At 69.2% G+C, this 21263-nt stretch carries 20 protein-coding genes, 1 tRNA gene and 1 other RNA gene; 9 read left to right on the top strand and 13 right to left on the bottom strand.

Annotation, left to right across the window (positions count from 1 at the left end; genetic code table 11):
• The first annotated feature begins 59 nt into the window (after positions 1-59).
• Positions 60-1745 (top strand): formate--tetrahydrofolate ligase, encoded by a 1686-nt coding sequence (locus tag LT971_RS11975; protein WP_237007167.1) that lies wholly within the window; start codon positions 60-62, stop codon positions 1743-1745.
• Between the two features lie 93 nt (positions 1746-1838).
• Here LT971_RS11975 and LT971_RS11970 read toward each other — a convergent pair whose 3' ends face one another.
• From LT971_RS11970 to LT971_RS11960, 3 genes are all read right to left on the bottom strand, one after another.
• Positions 1839-4133: a nitric-oxide reductase large subunit gene (locus tag LT971_RS11970; RefSeq protein WP_237007166.1), complete on the bottom strand. Its 2295-nt coding sequence runs from the start codon at positions 4131-4133 to the stop codon at positions 1839-1841.
• 116 nt (positions 4134-4249) lie between these two features.
• Positions 4250-5686: a metallophosphoesterase gene (locus LT971_RS11965; protein WP_237007165.1), complete on the bottom strand. Its 1437-nt coding sequence runs from the start codon at positions 5684-5686 to the stop codon at positions 4250-4252.
• A 48-nt stretch (positions 5687-5734) separates the two neighbouring features.
• Complete coding sequence (locus LT971_RS11960; RefSeq protein ID WP_237007164.1) at positions 5735-6067, bottom strand: hypothetical protein; 333 nt, start codon at positions 6065-6067, stop codon at positions 5735-5737.
• A gap of 120 nt (positions 6068-6187) precedes the next feature.
• Between LT971_RS11960 and LT971_RS11955 the strand changes: the two genes are divergently transcribed.
• Positions 6188-7822 carry a potassium channel family protein gene (locus LT971_RS11955; RefSeq protein WP_237007163.1) on the top strand — a complete coding sequence of 545 codons (1635 nt, stop codon included), beginning with the start codon at positions 6188-6190 and terminating at the stop codon, positions 7820-7822.
• A gap of 37 nt (positions 7823-7859) precedes the next feature.
• Here LT971_RS11955 and LT971_RS11950 read toward each other — a convergent pair whose 3' ends face one another.
• Positions 7860-9710 carry an ATP-binding protein gene (locus tag LT971_RS11950; protein ID WP_237007162.1) on the bottom strand — a complete coding sequence of 617 codons (1851 nt, stop codon included), beginning with the start codon at positions 9708-9710 and terminating at the stop codon, positions 7860-7862.
• A gap of 130 nt (positions 9711-9840) precedes the next feature.
• Positions 9841-10257 carry a DoxX family protein gene (locus tag LT971_RS11945; protein ID WP_237007161.1) on the bottom strand — a complete coding sequence of 139 codons (417 nt, stop codon included), beginning with the start codon at positions 10255-10257 and terminating at the stop codon, positions 9841-9843.
• A gap of 138 nt (positions 10258-10395) precedes the next feature.
• Between LT971_RS11945 and LT971_RS11940 the strand changes: the two genes are divergently transcribed.
• Both LT971_RS11940 and LT971_RS11935 read left to right on the top strand, forming a co-directional pair.
• Complete coding sequence (locus tag LT971_RS11940; RefSeq protein WP_237007160.1) at positions 10396-11820, top strand: dihydrolipoyl dehydrogenase; 1425 nt, start codon at positions 10396-10398, stop codon at positions 11818-11820.
• A gap of 100 nt (positions 11821-11920) precedes the next feature.
• Entirely contained in the window at positions 11921-12640 is a 720-nt protein-coding gene (locus LT971_RS11935; RefSeq protein WP_237007159.1) for an SDR family NAD(P)-dependent oxidoreductase, read from the top strand.
• 165 nt (positions 12641-12805) lie between these two features.
• On the opposite strand, the gene LT971_RS11930 is transcribed toward LT971_RS11935, so the two are convergent.
• Both LT971_RS11930 and LT971_RS11925 read right to left on the bottom strand, forming a co-directional pair.
• Positions 12806-13339: a hypothetical protein gene (locus tag LT971_RS11930; RefSeq protein WP_237007158.1), complete on the bottom strand. Its 534-nt coding sequence runs from the start codon at positions 13337-13339 to the stop codon at positions 12806-12808.
• Positions 13340-13610: 271 nt separating this feature from the next.
• Positions 13611-13685 (bottom strand) — tRNA-Arg (locus LT971_RS11925).
• A 152-nt stretch (positions 13686-13837) separates the two neighbouring features.
• Between LT971_RS11925 and LT971_RS11920 the strand changes: the two genes are divergently transcribed.
• The 3 genes from LT971_RS11920 (at position 13838) to LT971_RS11910 (ending at position 15882) form a co-directional block, all read left to right on the top strand.
• Positions 13838-14680: a geranylgeranylglycerol-phosphate geranylgeranyltransferase gene (locus tag LT971_RS11920; RefSeq protein ID WP_237007157.1), complete on the top strand. Its 843-nt coding sequence runs from the start codon at positions 13838-13840 to the stop codon at positions 14678-14680.
• 115 nt (positions 14681-14795) lie between these two features.
• Positions 14796-15440, top strand: a complete 645-nt coding sequence (locus tag LT971_RS11915; RefSeq protein WP_237007156.1) for an RAD55 family ATPase — start codon at positions 14796-14798, stop codon at positions 15438-15440.
• Between the two features lie 31 nt (positions 15441-15471).
• Positions 15472-15882, top strand: a complete 411-nt coding sequence (locus LT971_RS11910) for a CoA-binding protein (RefSeq protein ID WP_237007155.1) — start codon at positions 15472-15474, stop codon at positions 15880-15882.
• 32 nt (positions 15883-15914) lie between these two features.
• Here the strand turns inward: LT971_RS11910 and LT971_RS11905 are convergent, their stop codons facing one another.
• The 3 genes from LT971_RS11905 to LT971_RS11895 form a co-directional block, all read right to left on the bottom strand.
• Complete coding sequence (locus LT971_RS11905) at positions 15915-16895, bottom strand: PLP-dependent cysteine synthase family protein (protein WP_237007154.1); 981 nt, start codon at positions 16893-16895, stop codon at positions 15915-15917.
• A gap of 72 nt (positions 16896-16967) precedes the next feature.
• The gene (locus tag LT971_RS11900) at positions 16968-17246 is read right to left on the bottom strand and encodes a DUF5798 family protein (protein WP_237007153.1); all 279 of its coding nucleotides are present in this window, start codon (positions 17244-17246) and stop codon (positions 16968-16970) included.
• 37 nt (positions 17247-17283) lie between these two features.
• Positions 17284-18330, bottom strand: a complete 1047-nt coding sequence (locus LT971_RS11895) for a nucleotidyl transferase family protein (protein ID WP_237007152.1) — start codon at positions 18328-18330, stop codon at positions 17284-17286.
• 104 nt (positions 18331-18434) lie between these two features.
• On the opposite strand from LT971_RS11895, the gene ffs reads away from it, so the two are divergent.
• Positions 18435-18745: signal recognition particle sRNA (ffs, locus tag LT971_RS11890), an RNA gene on the top strand.
• 279 nt (positions 18746-19024) lie between these two features.
• Complete coding sequence (locus tag LT971_RS11885; RefSeq protein WP_237007151.1) at positions 19025-19474, top strand: universal stress protein; 450 nt, start codon at positions 19025-19027, stop codon at positions 19472-19474.
• 245 nt (positions 19475-19719) lie between these two features.
• Here LT971_RS11885 and LT971_RS11880 read toward each other — a convergent pair whose 3' ends face one another.
• The 3 genes from LT971_RS11880 to LT971_RS11870 all read right to left on the bottom strand — a co-directional run bounded on the left by LT971_RS11880 (position 19720) and on the right by LT971_RS11870 (position 21206).
• Positions 19720-20598 (bottom strand): mechanosensitive ion channel family protein, encoded by an 879-nt coding sequence (locus tag LT971_RS11880; RefSeq protein WP_237007150.1) that lies wholly within the window; start codon positions 20596-20598, stop codon positions 19720-19722.
• Positions 20598-20840: a YhbY family RNA-binding protein gene (locus tag LT971_RS11875; protein ID WP_237007149.1), complete on the bottom strand. Its 243-nt coding sequence runs from the start codon at positions 20838-20840 to the stop codon at positions 20598-20600. Before LT971_RS11875 ends, LT971_RS11880 begins: the two co-directional genes overlap by 1 nt.
• A gap of 87 nt (positions 20841-20927) precedes the next feature.
• Positions 20928-21206, bottom strand: a complete 279-nt coding sequence (locus LT971_RS11870; RefSeq protein WP_237007148.1) for a ribonuclease P protein component 4 — start codon at positions 21204-21206, stop codon at positions 20928-20930.
• Positions 21207-21263: the final 57 nt, after the last annotated feature.

The following is a 21263-nucleotide window of genomic DNA, read 5'->3' as shown; positions in this document are numbered from 1 at the left end:
GTTGCCAGCCGCCGGGAACCGGAGTACGCGTTTACGGGCTGGCGTGGTAACGTCGAGGTATGGACGACGACGACTTCCCGACCGACGCGGCCATCGCCGAACAGGTGGACCGACGCCCCATCGAGGACGTCGCCGGCGACCTCGGACTGACTGCCGACGACCTCGAGATTCGAGGTGACGAAGTGGCGAAACTGACGTGGCCGGCCGTCCAGCGCGCGCTCGGCCGGCCGGCCGACGGCAGCCTCGTGCTCGTGACGGCGATGACCCCGACCCGCCGGGGCGCCGGGAAGACAGTCACGACCGTCGGACTCGGGCAGGCGTTCGCCCGCCTCGGCGAGGACAGCGCGGTCGCCATCCGCGAGCCGTCGCTCGGGCCGGTGTTCGGCATCAAGGGCGGCGCGGCGGGCGGCGGGTACAGTCAGGTGCTCCCGATGGAGGAGATCAACCTCCACTTCACGGGCGACATCCACGCCGTGACGGCGGCGCACAACCTCGTGTCGGCGATGCTGGACGCCCACCGCCACCACGGCAACGGCCTCGACGTGGACCCGGACCGCGTGACGTGGGGGCGGGTGCTGGACGTGAACGACCGGGCGTTGCGGGAGACGGTCGTCGGCCTCGGCGGGTCGGCGAACGGCCCGCCCCGCGAGGACGGCTTCTCCATCACGGCGTCCTCGGAGCTGATGGCCGTGCTGACGCTCGCGACGGACATCGAGGACCTCCGGGAGCGTGTGGCTCGCATCGTCGTCGCGTACGACACCGACGGCGAGCCCGTGACCGTCGACGACATCGAGGCGACGGGGTCGGTGGTGGCGCTGCTGAAGGACGCGCTGCGCCCGAACCTCGTGCAGACCATCGAGGGGACGCCGGCGTTCGTCCACGGCGGCCCGTTCGCGAACATCGCCACGGGTACGAACTCGGTGCTCGCGGACCACGTCGGGCTGCGTCTCGCGGACTACCTCGTCACCGAGGCCGGGTTCGGCGCCGACCTCGGCGCCGAGAAGTTCGTGGACATCGTCGCCCGCGAGGGCGTGCCGCCCGAAGCCGCCGTGGTCGTCGCGACGACCGACGCCCTGAAACACCACGGTGCGCCCGCCGTCGACGCCGACGAGGACTCGCTCTCGGCGCTGGAGGCCGGCTTCCCGAACCTCGACCACCACGTCGACAACGTCCGGTCGTGGGGATTGCCGCCGGTGGTGGCAGTCAACCGCTTCCCTGACGACACCGACGAGGAGGTGCAGGCCATCGTCGACCACTGCGAGGCGCGGGGCGTGGAGGTGGCGGTGTCGACGCTGCACCGCGACGGTGGCGAGGGCGGCGTCGACCTCGCCGAGAAGGTCGTCGCGGCAGTCGAGGCGGAGACCGGCCGTCTGCAGCCGGTCTACGACCCGAGCGAGGACGTCAAGTCGAAGATTCGAGCGGTCGCCACCGAGGTGTACGGCGCCGACGGCGTCGAGTTCACGTCCGGCGCCCGCACCGACCTCGAGGACATCCGGGACCTCGGACTGGACGACGTACCGGTCTGCATCTCGAAGACGCCGAGCTCGCTCTCGGACGACCCCGGCAAGCGCGGCGTCCCCGAGGACTGGGAGCTGACGGTCCGGGAGCTCTACCCCTCCGCCGGTGCCGGGTTCGTCGTCGCGCTCACCGGCGACGTGCTCACGATGCCGGGGCTGCCGAGCGAACCCGCTGCCGCCGACATCACCGTCGACGACGAGGACGGCTCCGTCGACGGCCTGTTCTGAACGGACGGGGCCACGCCGCCCCGTTCCGGCTAGCGACGCTGTACCAGTGCCGGAGGACGGCGGGCAAAACAAGGGTACGGACGCCGGGACTCCTCAGTCGTCGTCGTCGTCGCTGAGTACGCCCTCGGCGACCGCCATGTCGTCGACGCCGGGCTCGTCCTCGGTGCCACGGAGGACGAAGCGCTTCCGCACGAGGTCGGCGGCGTAGATGACGGTGCCGATGATGATGAGCGTGTCACCAGGCAGCCGCGCCCAGAACAGGTCCTGGACGAGGGGGCGCGCGTAGAACTCGACGCCGCGGGCAACGGCGTAGCTCTCCGTGAACGCGGCCTCCAGCTGGATGAAACCGACGGGCAACACGGAGACGAACACCATCAGCGCCAGCCCGACGTTCCAGCACCAGAACGCCGCGCGCAGCCACGAGCCGTCCCAGCGGTCGGCGTCGATGGAGAGCTGGAGCATGTACGTCACCATGCCGAGCGCCAGAAGGCCGAACGCGCCGAACATTGCGGCGTGGGCGTGGCCGACGGTGAGGTAGGTGCCGTGCTCGTAGTAGTTCACCAGCGGGAGGTTGATGAAGAACCCGAGGACGCCGGCGCCGACGAAGTTCCAGACGCCGCTGGCGACGATGAACATGAACGGCAGCTTGTAGGGGAAGTCGCCGCTCTCGGTCATCGCGGCGTACTGGCCCAGCGCCTCGTAGAGGATGAACACCAGCGGCAGCAGTTCGAGCGTGGAGAACACGCTCCCGATGGGGATCCACATGTCCGGCATCCCCACCCACCAGTAGTGGTGGCTGACGCCGATGACGCCAGTTCCCATGACGAGCAGCGCCTGCAGCATGACGGCCTTCTCGGCGCTGCGGCGGGACAGCAGGTTCATGGAGACGAGGGTGAGGCCGACGATGGCGACGATGAAGAACTCGAAGGCGCCCTCGACCCACATGTGGACGACCCACCACCGCCAGAACTCGGTGACGGCGATGTTCGTCGACGGCGTGAACAGGAACCCGGCGGTGAACAGCAACGCGATGGAGCCGCCGGCGTACAGAATCATGTGCGCGAGGCCGTAGACGGGCTCGCGGTCGAGCAGCGGCTTGAGCCCGCGGACCGCGAGGACGGCCCACAGCAGGAAGCCGGCCAGCAGGCCGGCCTGCCAGACCTTGCCGACTTCGAGGTACTCGAGGCCCTCGTTGCCGAGGAGCCACCAGAGGTCGCCCGGGAGGTAGCCGTTGGAGCCCAGCCAGATGCCCGCCATGCCGCCGACCGTGACGACGACGATGGCGCCGAGCAGGCCGTTGACGTAGGTGGCCTGGTTGTCCGGTTCGTGGCCGGTCAACAGCGGCGGGAGGAAGAGGCCGGCGCCGAGCCAGGTGGCGGCGATCCAGAGGATGCCGAGGTCGATGTGCCAGGTCTTCGCCATGGCGAACGGCACCAGCTGGAGGATGTGGACGCCGAAGACCTCCTCGATGCCGAAGAAGCCGGCGCGCTCGATGTAGAAGTGCGCGAGCAGCCCGCCGAGCAGAACCTGCGCGAGGAACAGCCCCGCCGCCACGGGGACGAAGCGGAGCGCGGCGCGCTGGCTGGGGAAGACGCTGACGTCGCCGGGTTCGGGGACGGAGATGCCGTCGGTCGACGGCTCGGGCAGCTCGACGGCCTGATAGAGCCAGATGCCGGCGCCGGCGGCGCCGACGAGCAATACCATCGCGATGACGCTCCACGTCATCGCAGCGCCGGTGGCGTCGTTGCCGGCGCCGGGCGCGTACGGCCAGTCGTTGGTGTAGGAGTGGTCGCCGCCGGGGCGGTCGGTGTGAGAGAACCACGCCGTCCACATGGCGAAGTCGGCGAACTCGCGGGCGTCGACTTCGGAGTCGATCATCTCCTCGGCGACGCCGCGCTCGTGGCTGCCGTCGTGGTAGCGGTCGACGTACGTCTCGCGGACCTGCTTGTGGGCGTACAGTTCGGCGGCGGAGTACTCGATGCTGCCGCCGCCGTAGGCGCCGTCGAGGTCCTGCTTGACGGCCTCGTTGACGGCTGCCTGCCGTTCGGCGTCGAGCGCGTCGTACTCGGTGCCGTAGCGCTCTTCGGCGTAGTACGACCGCATGTGCTGGGTCTTCAGCTGTAGCGCGTCGGCGGTGTAGTCCTCGCCGTAGTACGCGCCGTTGCCGAGAATCGAGCCGTGGTTCATCAGGCCGTTCTGCTGGAACGCGCGCTTGCCGTCACGTATCTGTTCGTCGGTGACGACCGTCTCGCCGTCGGGGCCGACGACCTGCTCGGGGATGGGCGGCGCCTCCTGGTAGGCGAACCACGCACCGCCACCCATGACGACGAGGTTGAACACGAACGCGACGGCGATGACCTTCGCAATAGTTGAGCGTTCGAGCTGCATGTTTCAGCGTTCGCCTGCAGCGCAATGAATGGAGAGCCGAATCCTGCCGAACGACACTCGACGGTAACATGTTCGCCCGAACCACGTCGGTGGCGAACAGGTTCGTGTCCGCTCGGTCAATCGCCGCCGCGAGTCCGCACCGACCCGTCGGGCTCGACGACGACGCCACCCGGGAGCCCCGGGTCGGGTTTCCGCCCGAGCGTGAGCAGTCGCTCGGTGAGCGTCAGTTCCTCCGGGCTCGGACTCGGCTTCTTCACCGGGACGTGCTCGACGGCGACGCCGCCGCCGCGCTCCGGGTTCCCGACTTGCCCGTCACCGCCCGTGGTCTCGATACGGACGGCACAGAGCTGGTACGAGGGGTAGAACACCGGCGGCAGAATCCCGATGACGCCGTCGCGGCGGTGCAGCCGCTTCAGCCACGTGCCGCTGTTCACCACCACGCCGCCGTCGACGGACTGGACGGACGGTCGGTGCGTGTGGCCGTGGCAGAACACTCGGACGTCGCCGTTCTCGTCGAACGTCTCGAGGGCGGCGCGCTCGTAGGGCGCCTCGTGGTCGACGGTGAGGTCCGTCTCGAAGACGCCGAAGCGGTCGATGGTCTTCCGGACGTCCCGCCGCAGGAAGTACAGCGGCACCCCGACCAGCAGGACCACGCCCGTGACGGTGACGTTGATAGCCAGCAGGAACCAGACTGCGGTGCCGGCGGTGCCGAACTGGCCGAGCATCGCTGTCGCCCACTCCACGGGCGTCGACCAGACGCCGACGAGGTCCAGCCCCGCCAGCACCGCGAGCACCGCGCTGACGTTGAACAGCAGCAGGAACGGCACCAGCGCGTACCGAAGCACGGGGTTCATCTCGCGGTAGAAGTACTTCGACAGCAGCCACACCGGCATCCGCTCGGTGGGCGTCACCGCCTGTACGTCCTTCAGCCAGTTGTACCGGCCGCGGTCCGACAGCTGCCCGGCGCGACTCGTCACGAGCGTGTTGTAGTAGTACCCCAGCGGCGTCGCGTGCTCGTTCCCCCAGTCCTCGATGCGGTTGTTCGGGTCCTGCTGGTTCCCGTGCTCGAAGTGCACGACGCTGTCGCCGACCCGGCGCTGCATCGACTGCTCTGGCACGAGGTCGACGTTGTACTCGGCGAACCGCTCGACGTACTCGTCGTAGGCGGCGAGTTCGTGGTCGTGGTTCCCGGGCAGCAGCGTGATCTGGACGTTCGCCCCCGTCTCCCGGAGCTGCTCGAACAGTTCGGGGTACGACTCCACGAGCACGTCGAACTTCTCGACACCCTCGGCTGTGGTCAGCTCCCAGAGCCCGAAGGCGTCGCCGTTGACGACCAGTTCGGCGTTCTCGTCGGTCGTCTCGAGGTCCGCGAGGAACCCCAGGAGTTCGTCGAGGAACTCCACCTCGCCGAGTTGCTCGTCACCGCCGACGTGGAGGTCGCTGACGACGTAGTAGACGCGGTCGTCGGCGCCGTCGGGCGCAGTCGCGTCGTCGGCCTCGCCGTCGCCTTCGACAGCCGTCGACCCGTCCCCGGGTCGCTCGTCGTCCGGCATCGAGTGCGTGTGACGCGCCCCCGTCCTAAGGGGCTGTTGGCGGGTGACCTACAGGTCGGTCGTCACGTCGACGACGGTCCTGGCCGTCTCGAAGATGTCGTCGGCCGCCAGGAACGCCTCCACGGAGTCGAACTCCCGGGGCTCGGTCGGAATCTGGAGTTCGAGCTCCTCGGCCTCGACGGACCCGACGATGCGAGCCAGCGACTGCGTGCCGCCGGCCTGCACGTGTACCACCGCCTGCACGGTGTCTGTGCCGCCGTCCGATCCCTCCTCGACCTGTACGTGCCGGAGTTCCAGTGGGCCGTCAAGTCCGCCGTCCTCGTAGTGCAGCGTCGCGGGCACCGCGTCCATCCCCACGAGTTTCGCGCCGAGCGTAGCCATACACAGATAGCCGCCGCGCTCGCGGAAAAACGCCGCGGGTCGGTCATCGGACGCTTCCGGGACAGTTGGTCGCCGAACGCTCCCGGGGCCGTTTAATGTGCTGCGTGCGAGAGGAAACCCATGGACAAGTGGCAGCGCCGCACCGCCTACTACTCGCTGGCACTCGGTGCCCTGATGCTGGCGTTCGCCGTCGCCTACCACCACGGAATGCGGGTGTTCGAGGGCGAACCGAAGACGTTCCTGCACTCGCTGCGGGTCGTCGTGGAGACGTTCACGACGACCGGCTACGGGTCCGACGCGCCCTGGGAGACCCCCCAGATGAACGCCTTCGTCGCCATCATGGACCTCACCGGGGTGGCGCTCATCTTTCTCGCGCTGCCCGTGCTGGTGTTCCCGCTGATGGAGGAAGCGTTCTCGACGACCGTCCCCCGAACCGTCGACGGTGACCTCGAGAGTCACGTCGTCATCTGCACGTACACGTCGCGAGCGGAGGCCCTGGTCGACGACCTCGAATCGCGGGACGCGGACTACGTCGTCGTCGAGCCCGACCGCGAGCAGGCCACCGAGCTCTACGAGGACGACTTCGACGTAGTGCACGCCGACCCCGAGTCTGTCGAGGGCCTGGAGGCCGCCAATCTGGGGTCGGCCCGCGCGCTCGTCGCCGACGTCTCCGACCGCGTCGACGCCAGCATCGTCCTCGCCGCACAGGAGGTCGCAGAGGACGTCCCCGTCGTCAGCGTCGTCGAGGACCCCGACCGAGCGGCATACCACCGGCTCGCGGGCGCCGACGACGTGCTGTCGCCGCGGCCGCTGCTCGGCCGGAGTCTCGCGTCGAAGGTGACGATGTCGGTGTCTACGGACGCGGCCGACGCCGTCGAGATCGGTGACGGCTTCGAGATGGCCGAGCTCCCGATTCACCGCGGCAGCGAACTGCTCGGCTCGACGCTCGCGGACAGCGAAATCCGGGAGCGCTCCGGCGTGAACGTCGTCGGGGCGTGGTTCGGTGGCGAGTTCGAGACGCCGCCGGACCCCGAGACGCGGCTCACGACCGGGACGGTGTTGCTCGTGACGGGGCGCGAGGACCAGCTCGAGCAGCTCGTCGAGCTCACGCAGTCGGAGTTCCGGCGGTTCGAGCGCGGCGAGACAATCGTCGTGGGGTACGGGCAGGTCGGACGGGCGATCGCCAGGGAGCTCGCAGACGCCGGCATCCAGCACACCGTCGTCGACCAGCGCGACGTCGACGGCGTCGACGTGGTCGGAGACGCCGTGGAGCCGGAGACGCTACACGAGGCAGGCATCGAGGACGCACGCTCGGTCATCCTCGCGCTCCCAGACGACACCACCACGGAGTTCGCGACGCTCGTCGTGCGGGACGTCAGCCCGGAGACGGAGGTCATCGCTCGCGTCGAAGAACCCGGGAGCATCCAGAAGATGTACCGCGCGGGCGCCGACTACGTGCTCTCGCTGGCGACGGTCAGCGGCCGCATGATCGCCTCGACAATCCTCGCGGACGAGGACGTGCTGGCGCTCGACAGCCAGATCGAGGTGGTGCGCACTCCCGCACCGGGGCTGGTCGGCCAGCGCGTCGGCGACGCGCTCGTCCGCACCCAGACCGGATGTACGATCGTCGCAGTCGAGCGCGACGGCGACACGCTCACCGAGGTCGGGCCGGAGGTCCGTATCAGGGTCGGCGACGAACTGGTCGTCGCCGGCACCAACGACGGAATCAGGCGGTTTACCGACCGGTTCGCGTGACCACCGACTGCGGGGTCTGTCGCGAGCGCCCCGCCGGTCACTCGTCGTGGTCGACGGCACGATAGAGCCGAACCGACACGCGGCTCCCGCCCGTCGTCGACTCGCCGAACGACAGGTCGCCGCCGAGCTGGGTGACCGCCCAGTCGACGAACCAGAGGCCGATTCCGCTGCCGTGCTGGAGCTGGGCTTCCGTGCCGGCGTCGATGACGTCCCGCTCGTGCTGGGGGATGCCCGGGCCGTCGTCCGAGACGGCGATTTCGACCGTCTCACCGCTCTGGCCGGTAGCCCCCTCACCGGTGCTGCGGCCCCCACCGCCACCGATGCCACGACCCCTCGTCTGTGGCCCGTCGACAGTGCGAGCGGTGATTTCGACGGTCGGGTCGGGGTCGTCGGTGTGCGTGACTGCGTTGTCCACCAGCTCCGACACCACGCGCTCCAGCACGGGCCGGTGGGACTCGACGACGAGGCTGTCGGGGGCGTCGACGGTGAGGTCGCCGGCGCGCTCGCGGTGCTGCTCGGCGACCGAGGCCGCGACCGCCGCGAGGTCGACGGACTCGGGCGGGTCGGTCGTCGCCGCCATGCACTCCTCGGCGGCACGCGCCTTGTCCGCGACGGCGAGCAGGTCGCTGGTCGTCGACCGGATGCTCGCCCGGGTGTCGGCGTCTTCGACGTGGTCGGCGTGCGCGAGGACGACGTCGAGGCCGTTCCGGAGGTTGTGCCGCAGCACCCGGTTCAGGACGGTGAGCCGCTGTCCACGGGTCTCTCGGTCGGTCACGTCCCGGAGGAGCAGCACTCTGGAGACCGGGTCACGGGCGGAGTCGATTGCGGCACTCGGCCCCCTCCGGCGGGCCGCCTCACGGCTGTCACCGGCGTCGCTGGCGCCGACGGCCGAGACGCTGTACCGGAACTCCCGGCGTCCTGCAGTGGTCTGTAGCCCCACGGTCCCCGCGTCGCCGGCGGGCAGAGACCGTCCCGCGAGCCCCGCGACGTGGTCGCCGAGCGGCTCACCGACCACGTCCGCCCGCCGGAACCCGAACAGCCGGCCCGCCGACTCGTTCACGTCCAGCACGTGGTCGTCCCAGTCCAGCACGAGTACGGCCTCCTGGAGGTCCTCGACGAGCCGCGACCGAGCGACGTGGTTCGCCTTCGGGAACCCGGTCAGGACGGGGTACATCCGGACTGCGACGGTCAGCAGAACGCCGGACGCGAGGACTACCCACGCTTCGCCGTCGAGCACCGTCACCGCCGACGCCGAGTCACTGCCGAACAGGGGCGCCGTCGCGGCGGCAAGCACCATCCCCACCTGCAGCATCGACACGCGAGTCCGGCTCCGCGCGTGCCCCACGAGGAGGTAGACGGCGTACACGAACAACACCACCAGCAGCGAGACCTCCGACACGAGCAGCGCCCGCAGGAGCTCCGGCACCACCCCCGAGTCGGGCCCGAGCGCGCCGACGACGACGGTGGCGACGAAGACGGGGACAGCGAGGAGCACGAGCACCACGCCCCGCCGCCACGTCAGCCCGACGCCCCGACCGGTGTAGCTGAGCGCGTAGAACGCCAGCGTCGCCGGGACGGCGAGTGCGCCACCGAGCGACGCCAGCCCCAGCAGCGCCCCGGTCGGTCCGACGAGCACCACCTCCGGAAGCTGCCCCAGATAGGTGGCGCCAGCCCAAACGGTCAGCGACCCGGAGAACGTCGCGAACGGCGCCGCGCTCGGTCGCGCTCGCGCACGGACGGCCGTCAGCGTGACCGACGCGAGCAACGCGACTGCAGCCGCCTTCACCGAGACCGCCACGAGCGCCTGGAGGGAGACCATCGTCGGTGCGGATACGACCTGTTCCGCGGCTGCCGTCTTGAACGCGGTGGTCGTTCTCCGAGCGAGCATCCGGTCCGTCCGGGTGGGCTCTGGCTACGACACGTGCTGTGGAACGACCGATGCCGCCGAGGTCGCACAGCCCCGCAGCCAGCGGCGCCGCTGGCCGCCGAGATTCCACGTCGAACTGCGGCTTACCAGTTCAGTCGCGGTTCGCGTCCGCCGGCGGTTGCGTGTACCAGAGTGCGAGCAGCATCAGCACGCCCTGCAGGGGCAGCCGCCCCCAGCGGACGAGCGCAGACGGGTCGCCCCCGCCCGGCACTCCCTCGACGACCACGCCACTGGTCGCCATGTAGACGTTCGCTGGGAACACCGCGACGAGCAACGCGACAGTTCCCCACGCCGCATACCGTCGCGTCCGCGGCACGAGCAACCCCACACCGACGGCTATCTCGGCGACGCCCGACAGGTAGACGAGCGCGAGCGCAGCGGGGAGCTGCGGCGGGACGATCTGGACGTAGACCTCGGGCACCACGAAGTGCAGGACGCCAGCGACCACGTACGCCGGCGCCATCAGGTACAGCAGCGGCCGCTTGAGCCGGCGCAGAGCCTCGTTCATCGTCGGAAGCTGTGTCGCAGAGCGGTGAATCAGTTTCGCTCTCCCCGCGGCCGCCGCCAGCGCGCCGAGCGACGCTGGACTGCAGCGTGTCCCCGGAGCCACCCGTCTTTGATGGGGCGAGCGAGCGTACCCGGAGGTATGCAGGAGTTCGACTTCCTCGTTATCGGCACTGGGTCGGGGCTGGACGTGGCGAACGTCGCGGCGAATCAGGGACAGTCGGTCGCCATCGTGGAGAAGGGGCGGGTCGGCGGGACGTGCCTGAACCGGGGGTGTATTCCGTCGAAGCAGTTGCTGTACCACGCCGACGTGCTGGAGACCATCGAGCGCGCCGGCGAGTTCGGCATCGAGGCGTCCGTCGACGACGTGGCGTTCGCGGACATCGTCGAGGAGGTCACCGAGGACGTCCACGGGGACGCCGAGTCGATTCGGCGCGGGCTGGAGTCCTCGGAGCGCCACGAGTTGTTCGACGGCGAGGCGCGGTTCGTCGACGACCACACCGTCGAGGTCCACGGCGGCGACGACGACGGCGCCCGACTGCGTGCGGACGTGATTCTCGTCGCGGCGGGGACGCGGCCCGCGATTCCGCCCATCGACGGCATCGAGGACGTCGACTACCTCACGAGCACCGACGCGCTCACGCTGACCGAGCGGCCAGACAGCCTCGTCGTCGTCGGCGGCGGCTACATCGCGGCGGAGCTCGGGCACTTCTTCGGGACGTTCGGCACCGACGTGACCATCGTCGGGCGGCGCCCGGCTCTCCTCCCGGACGCCGACGAGGAGGTCGCCGAAGCGTTCACCGAGCGCTACGCCGACCGCTTCGAGGTCCACACCGGCCACGAGGTGACCAGCGTCTCGGAGTCCGAGGGAGCGATTACTGTCGAGGCTCGCGAGTACGAGTACGGCGAGGACGGCGGGATTGTGGCGGACGCAGAGCCGGTTCGCGTGACGGGCGACGAGCTGCTCGTCGCGGCCGGCCGGCGCCCGAACACGGACACCCTCGCCCTCGAGAACACGAGCATCGAGACGGACGACCAGGGGTTCGTGGAGACGGACGAGTACCTGCGGACCGACGCCGACGGCGTCTGGGCGCTCGGCGACATCGTCGGCGAGTACCTCCTCAAACACAACGCCAACCACGAGGCGCGGGCGGTCGCCCGGAACGTCTTCGGCGACGAGCTGACGCCGGTGGACTACTCGGCGATGCCGTACGCGGTGTTCGCGTCGCCCGAGGTGGCCGGCGTGGGCGCAACCGAGTCGGCCCTCCAACAGGCAGACAGGGAGTACGCGACGAACACCTACGCGTTCGCAGACACCGCTCGCGGCGACGCGATGCACGCCGACGGCTTCGTCAAAGCAATCATCGACCTCGACGGCGAGATTCTCGGCTGCCACATCGTCGGCCCCGACGCGTCCACCCTGATTCAGGAGGTCGTCACCGCGATGACCGTCGGGTCCGGGACGGTACAGGACATCCGGGAGTCCATCCACATCCATCCCGCGCTGCCGGAGGTCGTCCAGCGCGCGTTCTCCGGCCAGTTCACTCGAGGCAGCCACTCCCACTAGCGGAGCCGCCGGCGGCGGCGGGGATGTCGTTGCGACCGTCGGTCACGAACCAGACGGTTCGGTCAGCACGACTTTGCCGGTTCGAACTGTAGGCTAGCGTATGACTCGCACAGCAGTCATCGCGGGTGTCGGTCCCGGGCTCGGTGAGTCGCTCGCCCGAAAATTCGCAGCTCAGGGCTGCCAAGTCGCACTCTTCGCCCGGTCGGCGGACTACATCGAAGGCCTCGCCGACGACCTGCCCGACCCCGGAGAGGGACTCGCCGTACGGACCGACCTCACGGACGTCGACCAGATCCGGGAGGGGTTCGAGGCGGTCCGCGAGGCGTTCGGTCCCGTCGACGTCCTCGTGAACCACGCCAGCGCCGCCTCCTGGAGCGGGCTCATGGAAATCAGCGTCGAGGAGTTCGAGGCGGCGTGGGCGGTCAACGGCCGCGGGGCGTTCGCCTGTTCGCAGGAAGCCGTCGGCGACATGCTCGAGACCGACGGCGGGACGGTCATCTTCACCGGCGCGACCTCGGCGGTGCGGAGCCTCGGCGGCGCAATCGGGTTCACGGCCGCGAAGTTCGCCGCCCGCGGCATGGCGATGGACATGGCACAGGAGTTCGGTCCCGACGGAATCCACGTCGCCCACGTCGTCGTGGACGGCCAGATCGACACGCCGGGCGTCCGCGAGCAGTTCCCCGACCGCGACGACGACACCTTCCTCGACCCCGACGAGCTGGCCGAGACGTACTGGCACCTCGTCGAACGGAACGACCCCAGCACTCAGCCGTTCGAAGTCCACATCACGAACGGCCCCCGGAACACCGAGTTCGTCTGACCGCGCCGCGATTCCGCTCTGTTCCGTCGCAGCAGAATGCGCGCTATGGGCCCCAGTTGAACCACTCAGGCGGGGAACCGTCCCCGGGTGCCTGCTGAATCGTGGCGCACGTCGCTCCTCGCCAGACCGGCAACTACGGAGACGGAGGCATGGGTCGAATCCACGCTACCGGACGATAGACCCAACGTACTTCCGGAGGTCTCTCACCGCGTCGGTGACCTGTCGACGGTGACGCGAATTGACGTCGAGTTCAATGCCGTGACTCCTGACCCAGCGTCGCATTTCACTCCGACCGGCCTCCCGCTCGATGCCGACCTGCCGGAGATGTCTGATCGGATGTCGCACCCAGTTGTACTCATCGTGGGCGAAGACGTCGATGTACTCCGGCGAGTGAGCGATGAGGATGACGTGGAGCTGTCTGTCGGCCAGCGTGGTCCGTCGATACGTCCAGCTACCGTTCGGGTCCGACCCGACTGACGGCTGGTGGTACCACGCCAGCGGGTCCCACTCGAACCCGTTGTCCCGGAGTGTCTCCGTGAACTCGTCTAGTGGCTGCTGGACGGTACCGACGTACTCGGTATCCCGGAGGCGGTACTCGGGCTGTCCGAGAGTCCGCCCGAGTCGAGTGAATCCCGGCCCGAGCAACTGTCTCACGCGGTACGGAACATCGGGCTGGAGATTCTGGATGACGGACCGCATCTAGTGACTGTTGGGTTTCCAGTCCCTCGAACCTATTGCAGCCCCAAGGAACGCGAACGGAGCCAGCGACACTGCGCCGGGAGTCGTCCGCGGACAATTGTCCCGTACTGGCTGCACCAGCTGTCCACACCGAACGAATCTGATTCCAGCGGTACTGGCCGTGCGCGAGCCCTGAGAGACCTGTTTCAGACGCTACCAAACGATAGCGACGAAACGGCGTTCGACTGGGAGTTTCCAGCTGGTGTCGGACGATCGTCGCACCGCAAAGGAATGGGCGCTGCAGGATTTGAACCCGCGGCATCTTGGTCCGAAGCCAAGTGCTCTGTCCAAGCTGAGCTAAGCGCCCTGCACTCCCGGATACTCGGAGGTCGAATTTAAACCCCGTGGTTCGGAAGTGCCGGTGGGCGGCCAGCGGGCCGGGAGTGTGCCGGGGCGGAGCGGGTGGAGCCGACGGCGGTTTCGCTCGCTTTTTGTGGCGGGCACTCGCGGGTTCGAGCAATGACGACGGCCGGGGAGACGGTTCGTGGGCTGGTAGAGCTTGCGCGGCCAGTGAACACGCTGGCGGCCGGGCTGCTGACGTTCATCGGAGCGTTCGTGGCGGGCGGGGCGTTCGCCCACCCGACGGCGACGGCTGCTGCCGTGGGTGCGACGTGGCTGGCGACGGCGGGCGGGAACGCCATCAACGACTACTTCGACCGCGAGGTCGACCGCATCAACGACCCGGAGCGCGCGATACCTCGGGGGGCGGTGTCGGCGCGTGGCGCGCTGGCGTACAGCCTCGTGCTGTTCGTCGGCGCGACGGCGCTGGCTGTGACGCTGCCGGTGCTGGCGCTCACCATCGCGGCGGTGAACCTCCTCGGCCTAGTGACCTACACGCAGTACTTCAAGGGGCTGCCGGGCGCGGGGAACGCGCTGGTGGCGTACCTCGGCGGGAGCACGTTCCTGTTCGGGGCTGCGGCGGTCGGCGACCCGCTGGCGGGCGCGGTGCTGGCGGTGCTCGCGGCGCTGTCGACGTTCACGCGAGAGGTGGTGAAAGACGTCGAGGACGTGGCGGGCGACCGAGAGGAGGGACTGCGCACGCTCCCGGTCGCCGTCGGCGAGCGGCGCGCGCTCCTGCTGGGGGCGGCGTTGCTCGCGGTCGCGGTGGCCGCCAGCCCCGTACCGTACCTCGCTGGGACGTTCGGCTGGTGGTACCTCGTCGTGGTCGTGCCGGCCGACGTCGTGATGCTGGCAGCGGCGTCCCGGAGCTTCGGGGACGCTGCGGCCGGCCAGCGGCTCCTGAAGGTCGGGCAGTTGCTCGCGGCGGCGGCGTTCGTCGTCGGTCGGCTGGCGCCGACGTGACGGCCCAATCAAAAGGAATATAACTGAAACTGAACACAATCAGGGCAGATGAGTACGGGGGAGTCACAGGACCGACTGGACCGCCCCCGGCCACAGTCGGGAGGTGACGATTGACATGTACGAACTAGGGGCGGCGTTCTCGGGCATCGAGGTCGAGGAGGGGACGAATCTCCTCGTGGAGGGACCGCCGATGAGCGGCAAGCGCGACCTCGGGTTCCAGATTCTCGCCGACGGCGTACAGAACGGCGAGGGCGCCATCGTCGTGACGACGAAGGACGGCGCCGACCGCGTCGTCACGGATTTCGCCGACGCGGCGGGGGTAGCGGACGCGACGGTCGGCGTCGTGGACTGCGTCACGAAACAGCAGGGGATGGGCGACCGCCGCGAGTCGGACCTCGTGCGGTACGCGTCCTCGCCGAACGACCTGACCGGCATCGGTATCGAGCTCTCCGAGTTGCTGCGGGCGCTGTACGAGCAGCGCAACGTCACGCGCAACCGGATTCTGCTGCACTCGCTGTCGACGCTGTTGATGTACTCCGACCTCCAGACCGTCTTCCGCTTCATGCACGTGTTCACGGGGCGCGTACAGTCAGCGGACGCGCTGGGCGTGTTCGTCGTCGACTCGACCGCCCACGACGAGCAGACGGTGAGCACGCTGAAGCAGCTGTTCGACGGCGTCATCTCCGTCGAGGAGCACGACGAGGGGTTCCGCACGCGCCTGCTGGGTGTGGGCGACGACGACGCCTGGCGCGAACTGTAGACTTATCCTCGGGGCCGGCGTAGTCGCCGGCATGCCCGTCGAATCCGACAGCGAGCTCGCCGAGATTCTGGACCTGGAGACCGTCGCAGTCGTCGGGTGCTCGACCTCGCCCGGGAAGGCCGCCCACGACGTGCCGGCGTACCTCCGCGAGCACGGCTACGACGTGGTTCCCGTGAACCCGTTCGCCGACGAGATATTCGGCCGGGCGGCCTACGATTCGCTGGCCGACGTCGAAGAGGATGTCGACGTCGTGGACGTGTTCCGGCCGAGCGAGGAGGTCGCCGGCATCGTCGACGAAGCCATCGAGCGCAGCGACGTCGAGGCCGTCTGGCTGCAGTTAGACATCACGGACGACGAGGCGGCGGCGCGCGCGGAGGACGCGGGGCTGCGCGTCGTCCAGGACAAGTGCATGAAAGTCGAGCACGGCCGGCTGAAGCACTGACCGGCGGAAGCCCGTCCGGCTGTGGCCGGGCGTCAGCCCTCCCACTCCTCGTAGCTGCCGTAGACGCCCTTCGAGAGGTAGCGTTCGCTGGAGTCGGCGAAGACGGTGACCACGCAGTCGTGGGGGAGGTCGATGTCGCCGGCCGCGGCGCGCTCGGCGACGTCGAGCGCGGCGAGGCTGTTGGCGGCGGCGCTGGACGCGACGAGCTGGCCCTCCTCGGCGGCGAGTCGCTGCATCTCGGCGTGGGTGTCCTCGTCGGGAATCTGGACGACGTCGTCGACGAACTCGGGGTCGAACAGCTCGTTCGTCGACGGGTCGTGGGTGCCGATGCCCTCGGTCTTGTACTCGGCTTCCTCGAGGTCCTGGCCCTTCGTGGAGCCGTACAGCGACCCCTGTGGTTCGACGGCCGTGACGTGGAGGCCCGGCACCTGCTCGCGGAGGTACCGGCCGGTCCCCATCAGGGTGCCAGCGGTGCCACAGCCGGCGACGAGCGCGCCGACCTCGCCGTCGAGCGCCTCGTCGATCTCCGGGCCCGTCGTCTCGTAGTGCGCCTCGGCGTTCAGGGGGTTGGAGAACTGCTGGGGGACGACGGCGTCGTCGAGCTCCTCGGCGAGTTCGTGGGCGCGCTGGATGGCGCCACCCATGCCGTCCTCGGTGGGGGTGTTGATGACGTCGGCGCCGAGTGCGCGCATCAGTTGCTGTTTCTCGACGCTGAACCGCTCTGGCACGACGAAGACGGCGTCGACGTCGAGCTGGCCGGCGGCGACTGCGAACCCGATGCCGGTGTTGCCGGCGGTCGGCTCCACGACTGTGCCGCCCTCGGAAAGCTCGCCGGACTTGAGCATCTGTTCGACCATGTACAGGCCGATGCGGTCCTTGATGCTGGCGCCGGGGTTGAACGACTCCAGTTTCGCGTACACCGGCACCGACTCCGGTGCGGCCTGTACGCGGACCAGCGGCGTCTCACCGACGGTGTCGAGCACGGACTCCAGCGGCTTCCGGTGGGTGGTCATCGAGTCGGAAATTTTTGCCTGCGTTCTTTAGTCGTTGCCATCCGGGCCGCGGCTGCCGGCGTCTCGGACGCGCTACTCGCCCCCGGTTCCGCCGTCTGCGGCCGCCTCCTCGCCGGCAGTGGCGTCCTCGACGACTGTATCGACGTCGACGCCGCGTCGCTCGGCGAGCGCTTCGACGATGGCGCGCTGTTCGGCGAGCTCGGCCTCCAGGTCCGCGACCCGGTCGTTAGTCTCCTCGACGGTGCCGGTGAGGTCGCTGACCTGCTCGCGGAGCTTCTCGAAGCGCTCGTAGAGCTTGTCCGCCATCTCCGTGACCTTCTGGAGCTTCTTCGCGGTCGAACCGAATCCCATACTACCGCCTAGCAGTCCCTGTGGGTTGACCGTTTCCCTACGCCGGCCACGCCCGCGAGAGGGCCGCGAGGTCGTCGGCGTACGCGTCGACGGCGGCCTCCCAGTCGTCGCCGCCGCGCCGGCAGGCCGCCTCGACGTCGGCGAGCCGGTCGGCGCCGTAGTCGGAGACGAGACACAGCATCTGGAAGACGGTCGACTCCGCCGGTGGGACGTCGCCGTCGGCCGCGTGGGCCTCGTGGACGAGCCGCCGCACGTCGCTCGGGTCCTGGTCCATCGTGATGCCCGACCCGGGGATGGTCTTGGCCATCTTCGGGTGGCCGTCGAGCCCGGGCACCATGCGCGTGAACAGCCCCTCGAAGGCCGCGTCGAACGGCGCGTCGGTGAGGTAGTGGTCGTTCGCGAGCACGAGCGCGTGTTCGTCGACGCCGAGCACGAACACCGTCTGGTCGTAGCCGTCGGCGAGCGTCGGGTGGACGAAGTCCGCGAGACACAGCAGACTGGCGAGGTCGCCGCCGAGGTCGGTCGTGTCAGCTTCGTCCTCGGGCCCGTCTCTGTGCTCGCTGTACGCCGCCTGCAGCGCGTCGACCCACTCGGTCGGCTCCACGTCGAACTCCGGCGTGTCCGCGAGGTCGACGTGGGGCGCCAGCCGGAGCGCCGTCTGCATCACGTCGGTCGCGCCCCACTGCGTCCGGACGCTGCCCTCGTACCCGATGCCGTCGAGGAACGCCCGGTAGTCGTCGGCGAGGCGCCGCACGGCCTCGAGGTCGCGGCCGCTGGCCGCCACCTTCTCGTAGTCCGCGAGCAGGAACTCGGTGTCGAAGCCCGCCTCCTCGAGGCGCTTCACGGCGAACATCTGCGCGACGGTTCCAACGTGTGGCGTCCCGGACAGCCCGGCGCTCGCGACGAACAGCGTCTCCCGGCCGTCGCCGTCACCACCGGCCGCAGCACTGAGCGCGCTCTCGTTGGTCGTCGCGGCGAACGCCCGTTCGACGACCCCACGGTCCAGGTCACCGACGTCGACGGCTGGCTGGTCGTACCCGAACGCGTCGCGGAGGGCCTCGTAGTGCGCTGGCAGCGCGGACATACTCCTTGCTTCCACCGCCCCGCAAATAGTGCTAATTCGAGACACGGTACCGTACTGCGAACGCTCGAACCCGAAAGGCCCTTAAGAACGACCCGGGTAGGGGGAAGTGGACTAGGCCGGGCGGTTTGGCTCCGCCCTCCACCCGTGAGACAGTCATTAGCGGGGGCCGAACACCGGGCGCGTCCGACCGACGCGGTCGGGCCCCGGAAGCCAACGTGGAAGCCTCGTCCTTCGGGGACGGCGGTCCACGGCGTGCGCCCGCAGGGGCGTTCCGTCGTGGTTCGACGGTGGCAGCCCGCCAGGCACGGAAGTGAGCAGCGGACCACCGAACGCCCGTCGCTCGGAGGGTCGCGGGGTGGAGGAGGCGACCGGGACTACCCGGCCGGGAACGCCGGGCCACCCCGGCTGTCCGACCATTCATACGTACCTTTTACGAGCCCGAGCCGCGGGCTCGGGCTCGTAAAATCTACGCTAAAAGACCGCGACAGCTACGGCAACGGCGACAGCCGCAGCTACGGCGACAGCAACAACAACGACAACAGCAGCGACGGCTCCGCGACAGTCCGAGCCGGTCGTCGTGCTTCGGGGGCTGTGGGTCGCTCCGTCTCGTGGCGCTCGCGGACGCCCGTTGGTTCGTCTCGGTCGGCGAGAACCGCGGGTCGAATTTATTGTTCGTCGCGTGCCACTTGAGAGTATGTACGAGACAATCCTGCTCGCGACGAACGGCGGTGTCGCCTCCGAGGACGCAGAAGCGCACGCCGTCGACCTCGCCGCGTCGGTCGGGGCGACGCTTCACGTCGTGTACGTCGTCGACGAGGCGGTAACCACGGCGTACAGCGGCGACGAGTACGTCGACGGCGCCGAGGGCCCGGAGCACGGCCTCGAAGAGCACGGCCGGGACGTCCTCGACAGCGTCCGCGAGCTCGCCGCGGACGCCGGCGTCGAAGTCGTCGACGAGATGCTGTACGGCGGGCCGGCCGAGGCGGTCGTGCAGTACGCCGACGACGAGGACGCCGACCTGCTCGTGCTCGGAACGAAACGCCGCCCGGACGAGTACCGGTCGCTGCTCGGCAGCGTCACCGACCGCGTGCTCCGGCTCACCCACCGGCCGCTGACGGTCGTGAAGACGGACGTCGAGCCCTGAGTCCACCGGAACCCGGCGTTTCTCTTCTGCACGAACGGAGTCGTGACGCGACTGCAGCCAGTATATTACCAGAAGTAACATCAACACCGGGTCGAGACGACCCAGCAGGAGACCACGGACGACTCGACCCAACTTCAGCCGGATTACTGCCCGGCCGGCCACTCGGTGCCGGCCGACGCGGTCGCCGCCGGAACGGCTGCCTCGTCGGCGTCGCGGAGAACGAAACAGAGAGTGTGCGTCCGACGCTACGCGTCGAGGTGGTCGGTCACCGCGTCCCCGGTCACAGCCACCTCGACGTCGCCGTCGAGTGTCTGGACCGGGTACGGGATGTCGATGCCTTCCTCGTCGAAGCGCTCCTTGACGGCCTGCACGTACTCGCCGTGAACCTTCACGAAGTCCGCCCGCGACGGGTCCGCAATCCAGAACCGGGACTTGAGGCCCACGTGGGAGTCGCCGAGCTCCGTCAGCCGAACCGTCACGCCCGGGTCGTCGAGGATGCCGTCGTGCGCCTCGGCCTCTTCGACGATGACCTCCGTCGCCCTGTCGATGTCGTCGTCGTACCCGATGCCGAACAGGAACTGGAGCCGGAGCCGGTCTTTCGCCACCGGGTTCTTGACCACGCCGTCGGTCAGCGAGGAGTTCGGCACGGTCAACAGTTCGTTGTCGAACGTCCGGACGCGGGTCACGCGCAGGCTGATGTCCTCGACGACGCCCGAGTTGCCGTCCCACTCGATCCAGTCGCCGATGCGGAACGGCTCGTCGGTGTAGATGAACACGCCCGCGACGAAGTTCGCGATGACGTCCTGCAGCGCGAACCCGACGGCGAGCGTCGCGGCTGCCGCGATGGTCGCAAGCGCTGTCAGGAAGTCCCCGAACTGCGCGAACCCGAACGCCACCGACACCGCGATGAAGACGATGCCGCCGCTCAGGACCTTCTTCAGCGGCTTGCGGGCGTGCTCGTCGAGGTTCCGGCGCCGGAGCACGCGCGTGAACAGCGGCTGGACGACCAGCCGGCCCGCGAAGTAGACCGCGAGGAACGCGACGACGAAGTACACCGCCTGCGTGATGCCGACGGCGTACCCGCCCGCCACGTCCTCGACGAACGGGAGCGGGTCGACCGCCATCAGCGATACACCGCCGTGTTACCGCGGACGTCCAGTACCTCCGCGCCGACGCGCTCGGCGAGGTCAGCTGCGAGGTCCGCCGTCTCGTCGCCACCCCGGGCCGACCGGAGGAACTTCACCTTCACCACGTCGCGGTCGTCGAGCTGGTCGTGCAGCTCGTCGACGACGGACTCGATTCCTGCCTTCCCCACCCAGACGGTGACGTCCGCCTCGTGGGCTTTCGTCGCCAGATCGTCGGACATACTCGTTCTGTTTGCGGCCCGGGCTGTTTGAAGCTTGTTGCATGGCGACCGGTCGGCTGCCGGGACGCGACAGGATAGCGGCAGCGGTCAGTCCTCGTAGGGGTAGCGGGCCTGCTGGCCGCAGTCGCAGGTGACGACGACGTGGCCGCTGCGGGTGCGGACGCGGGCGTTCCGGCCGGGGACGAGAAAGGCGTCGCAGGCGTCGCACGTGAACCGCCGGAACTCGCGGGGGAGCCGGAGGCGGTTGCGTTCCGCGAGCCGCCGCGCGAGTCGGACGTACTCGCGGGCGCGGTCGTCGTCGCCGGCGCGCGCCGCCTCCCGGGCGAGCGCGTGCAGGCGGTCGATTCGCTCGGCCGCGATGGACATACCGGGAGTGGGCGTGTCCGACCCAAGACAGTTCCGGTAGGGTTATCGGCGGCGGCG

Origin of the sequence: Halobacterium rubrum, assembly GCF_021729015.1 — an archaeon.
In the GTDB taxonomy this organism is placed as follows: domain Archaea; phylum Halobacteriota; class Halobacteria; order Halobacteriales; family Halobacteriaceae; genus Halobacterium; species Halobacterium rubrum.
The sequence above is the reverse complement of the archived record's forward strand: the minus strand, read 5'-3'. Positions and strand labels throughout refer to the sequence as shown.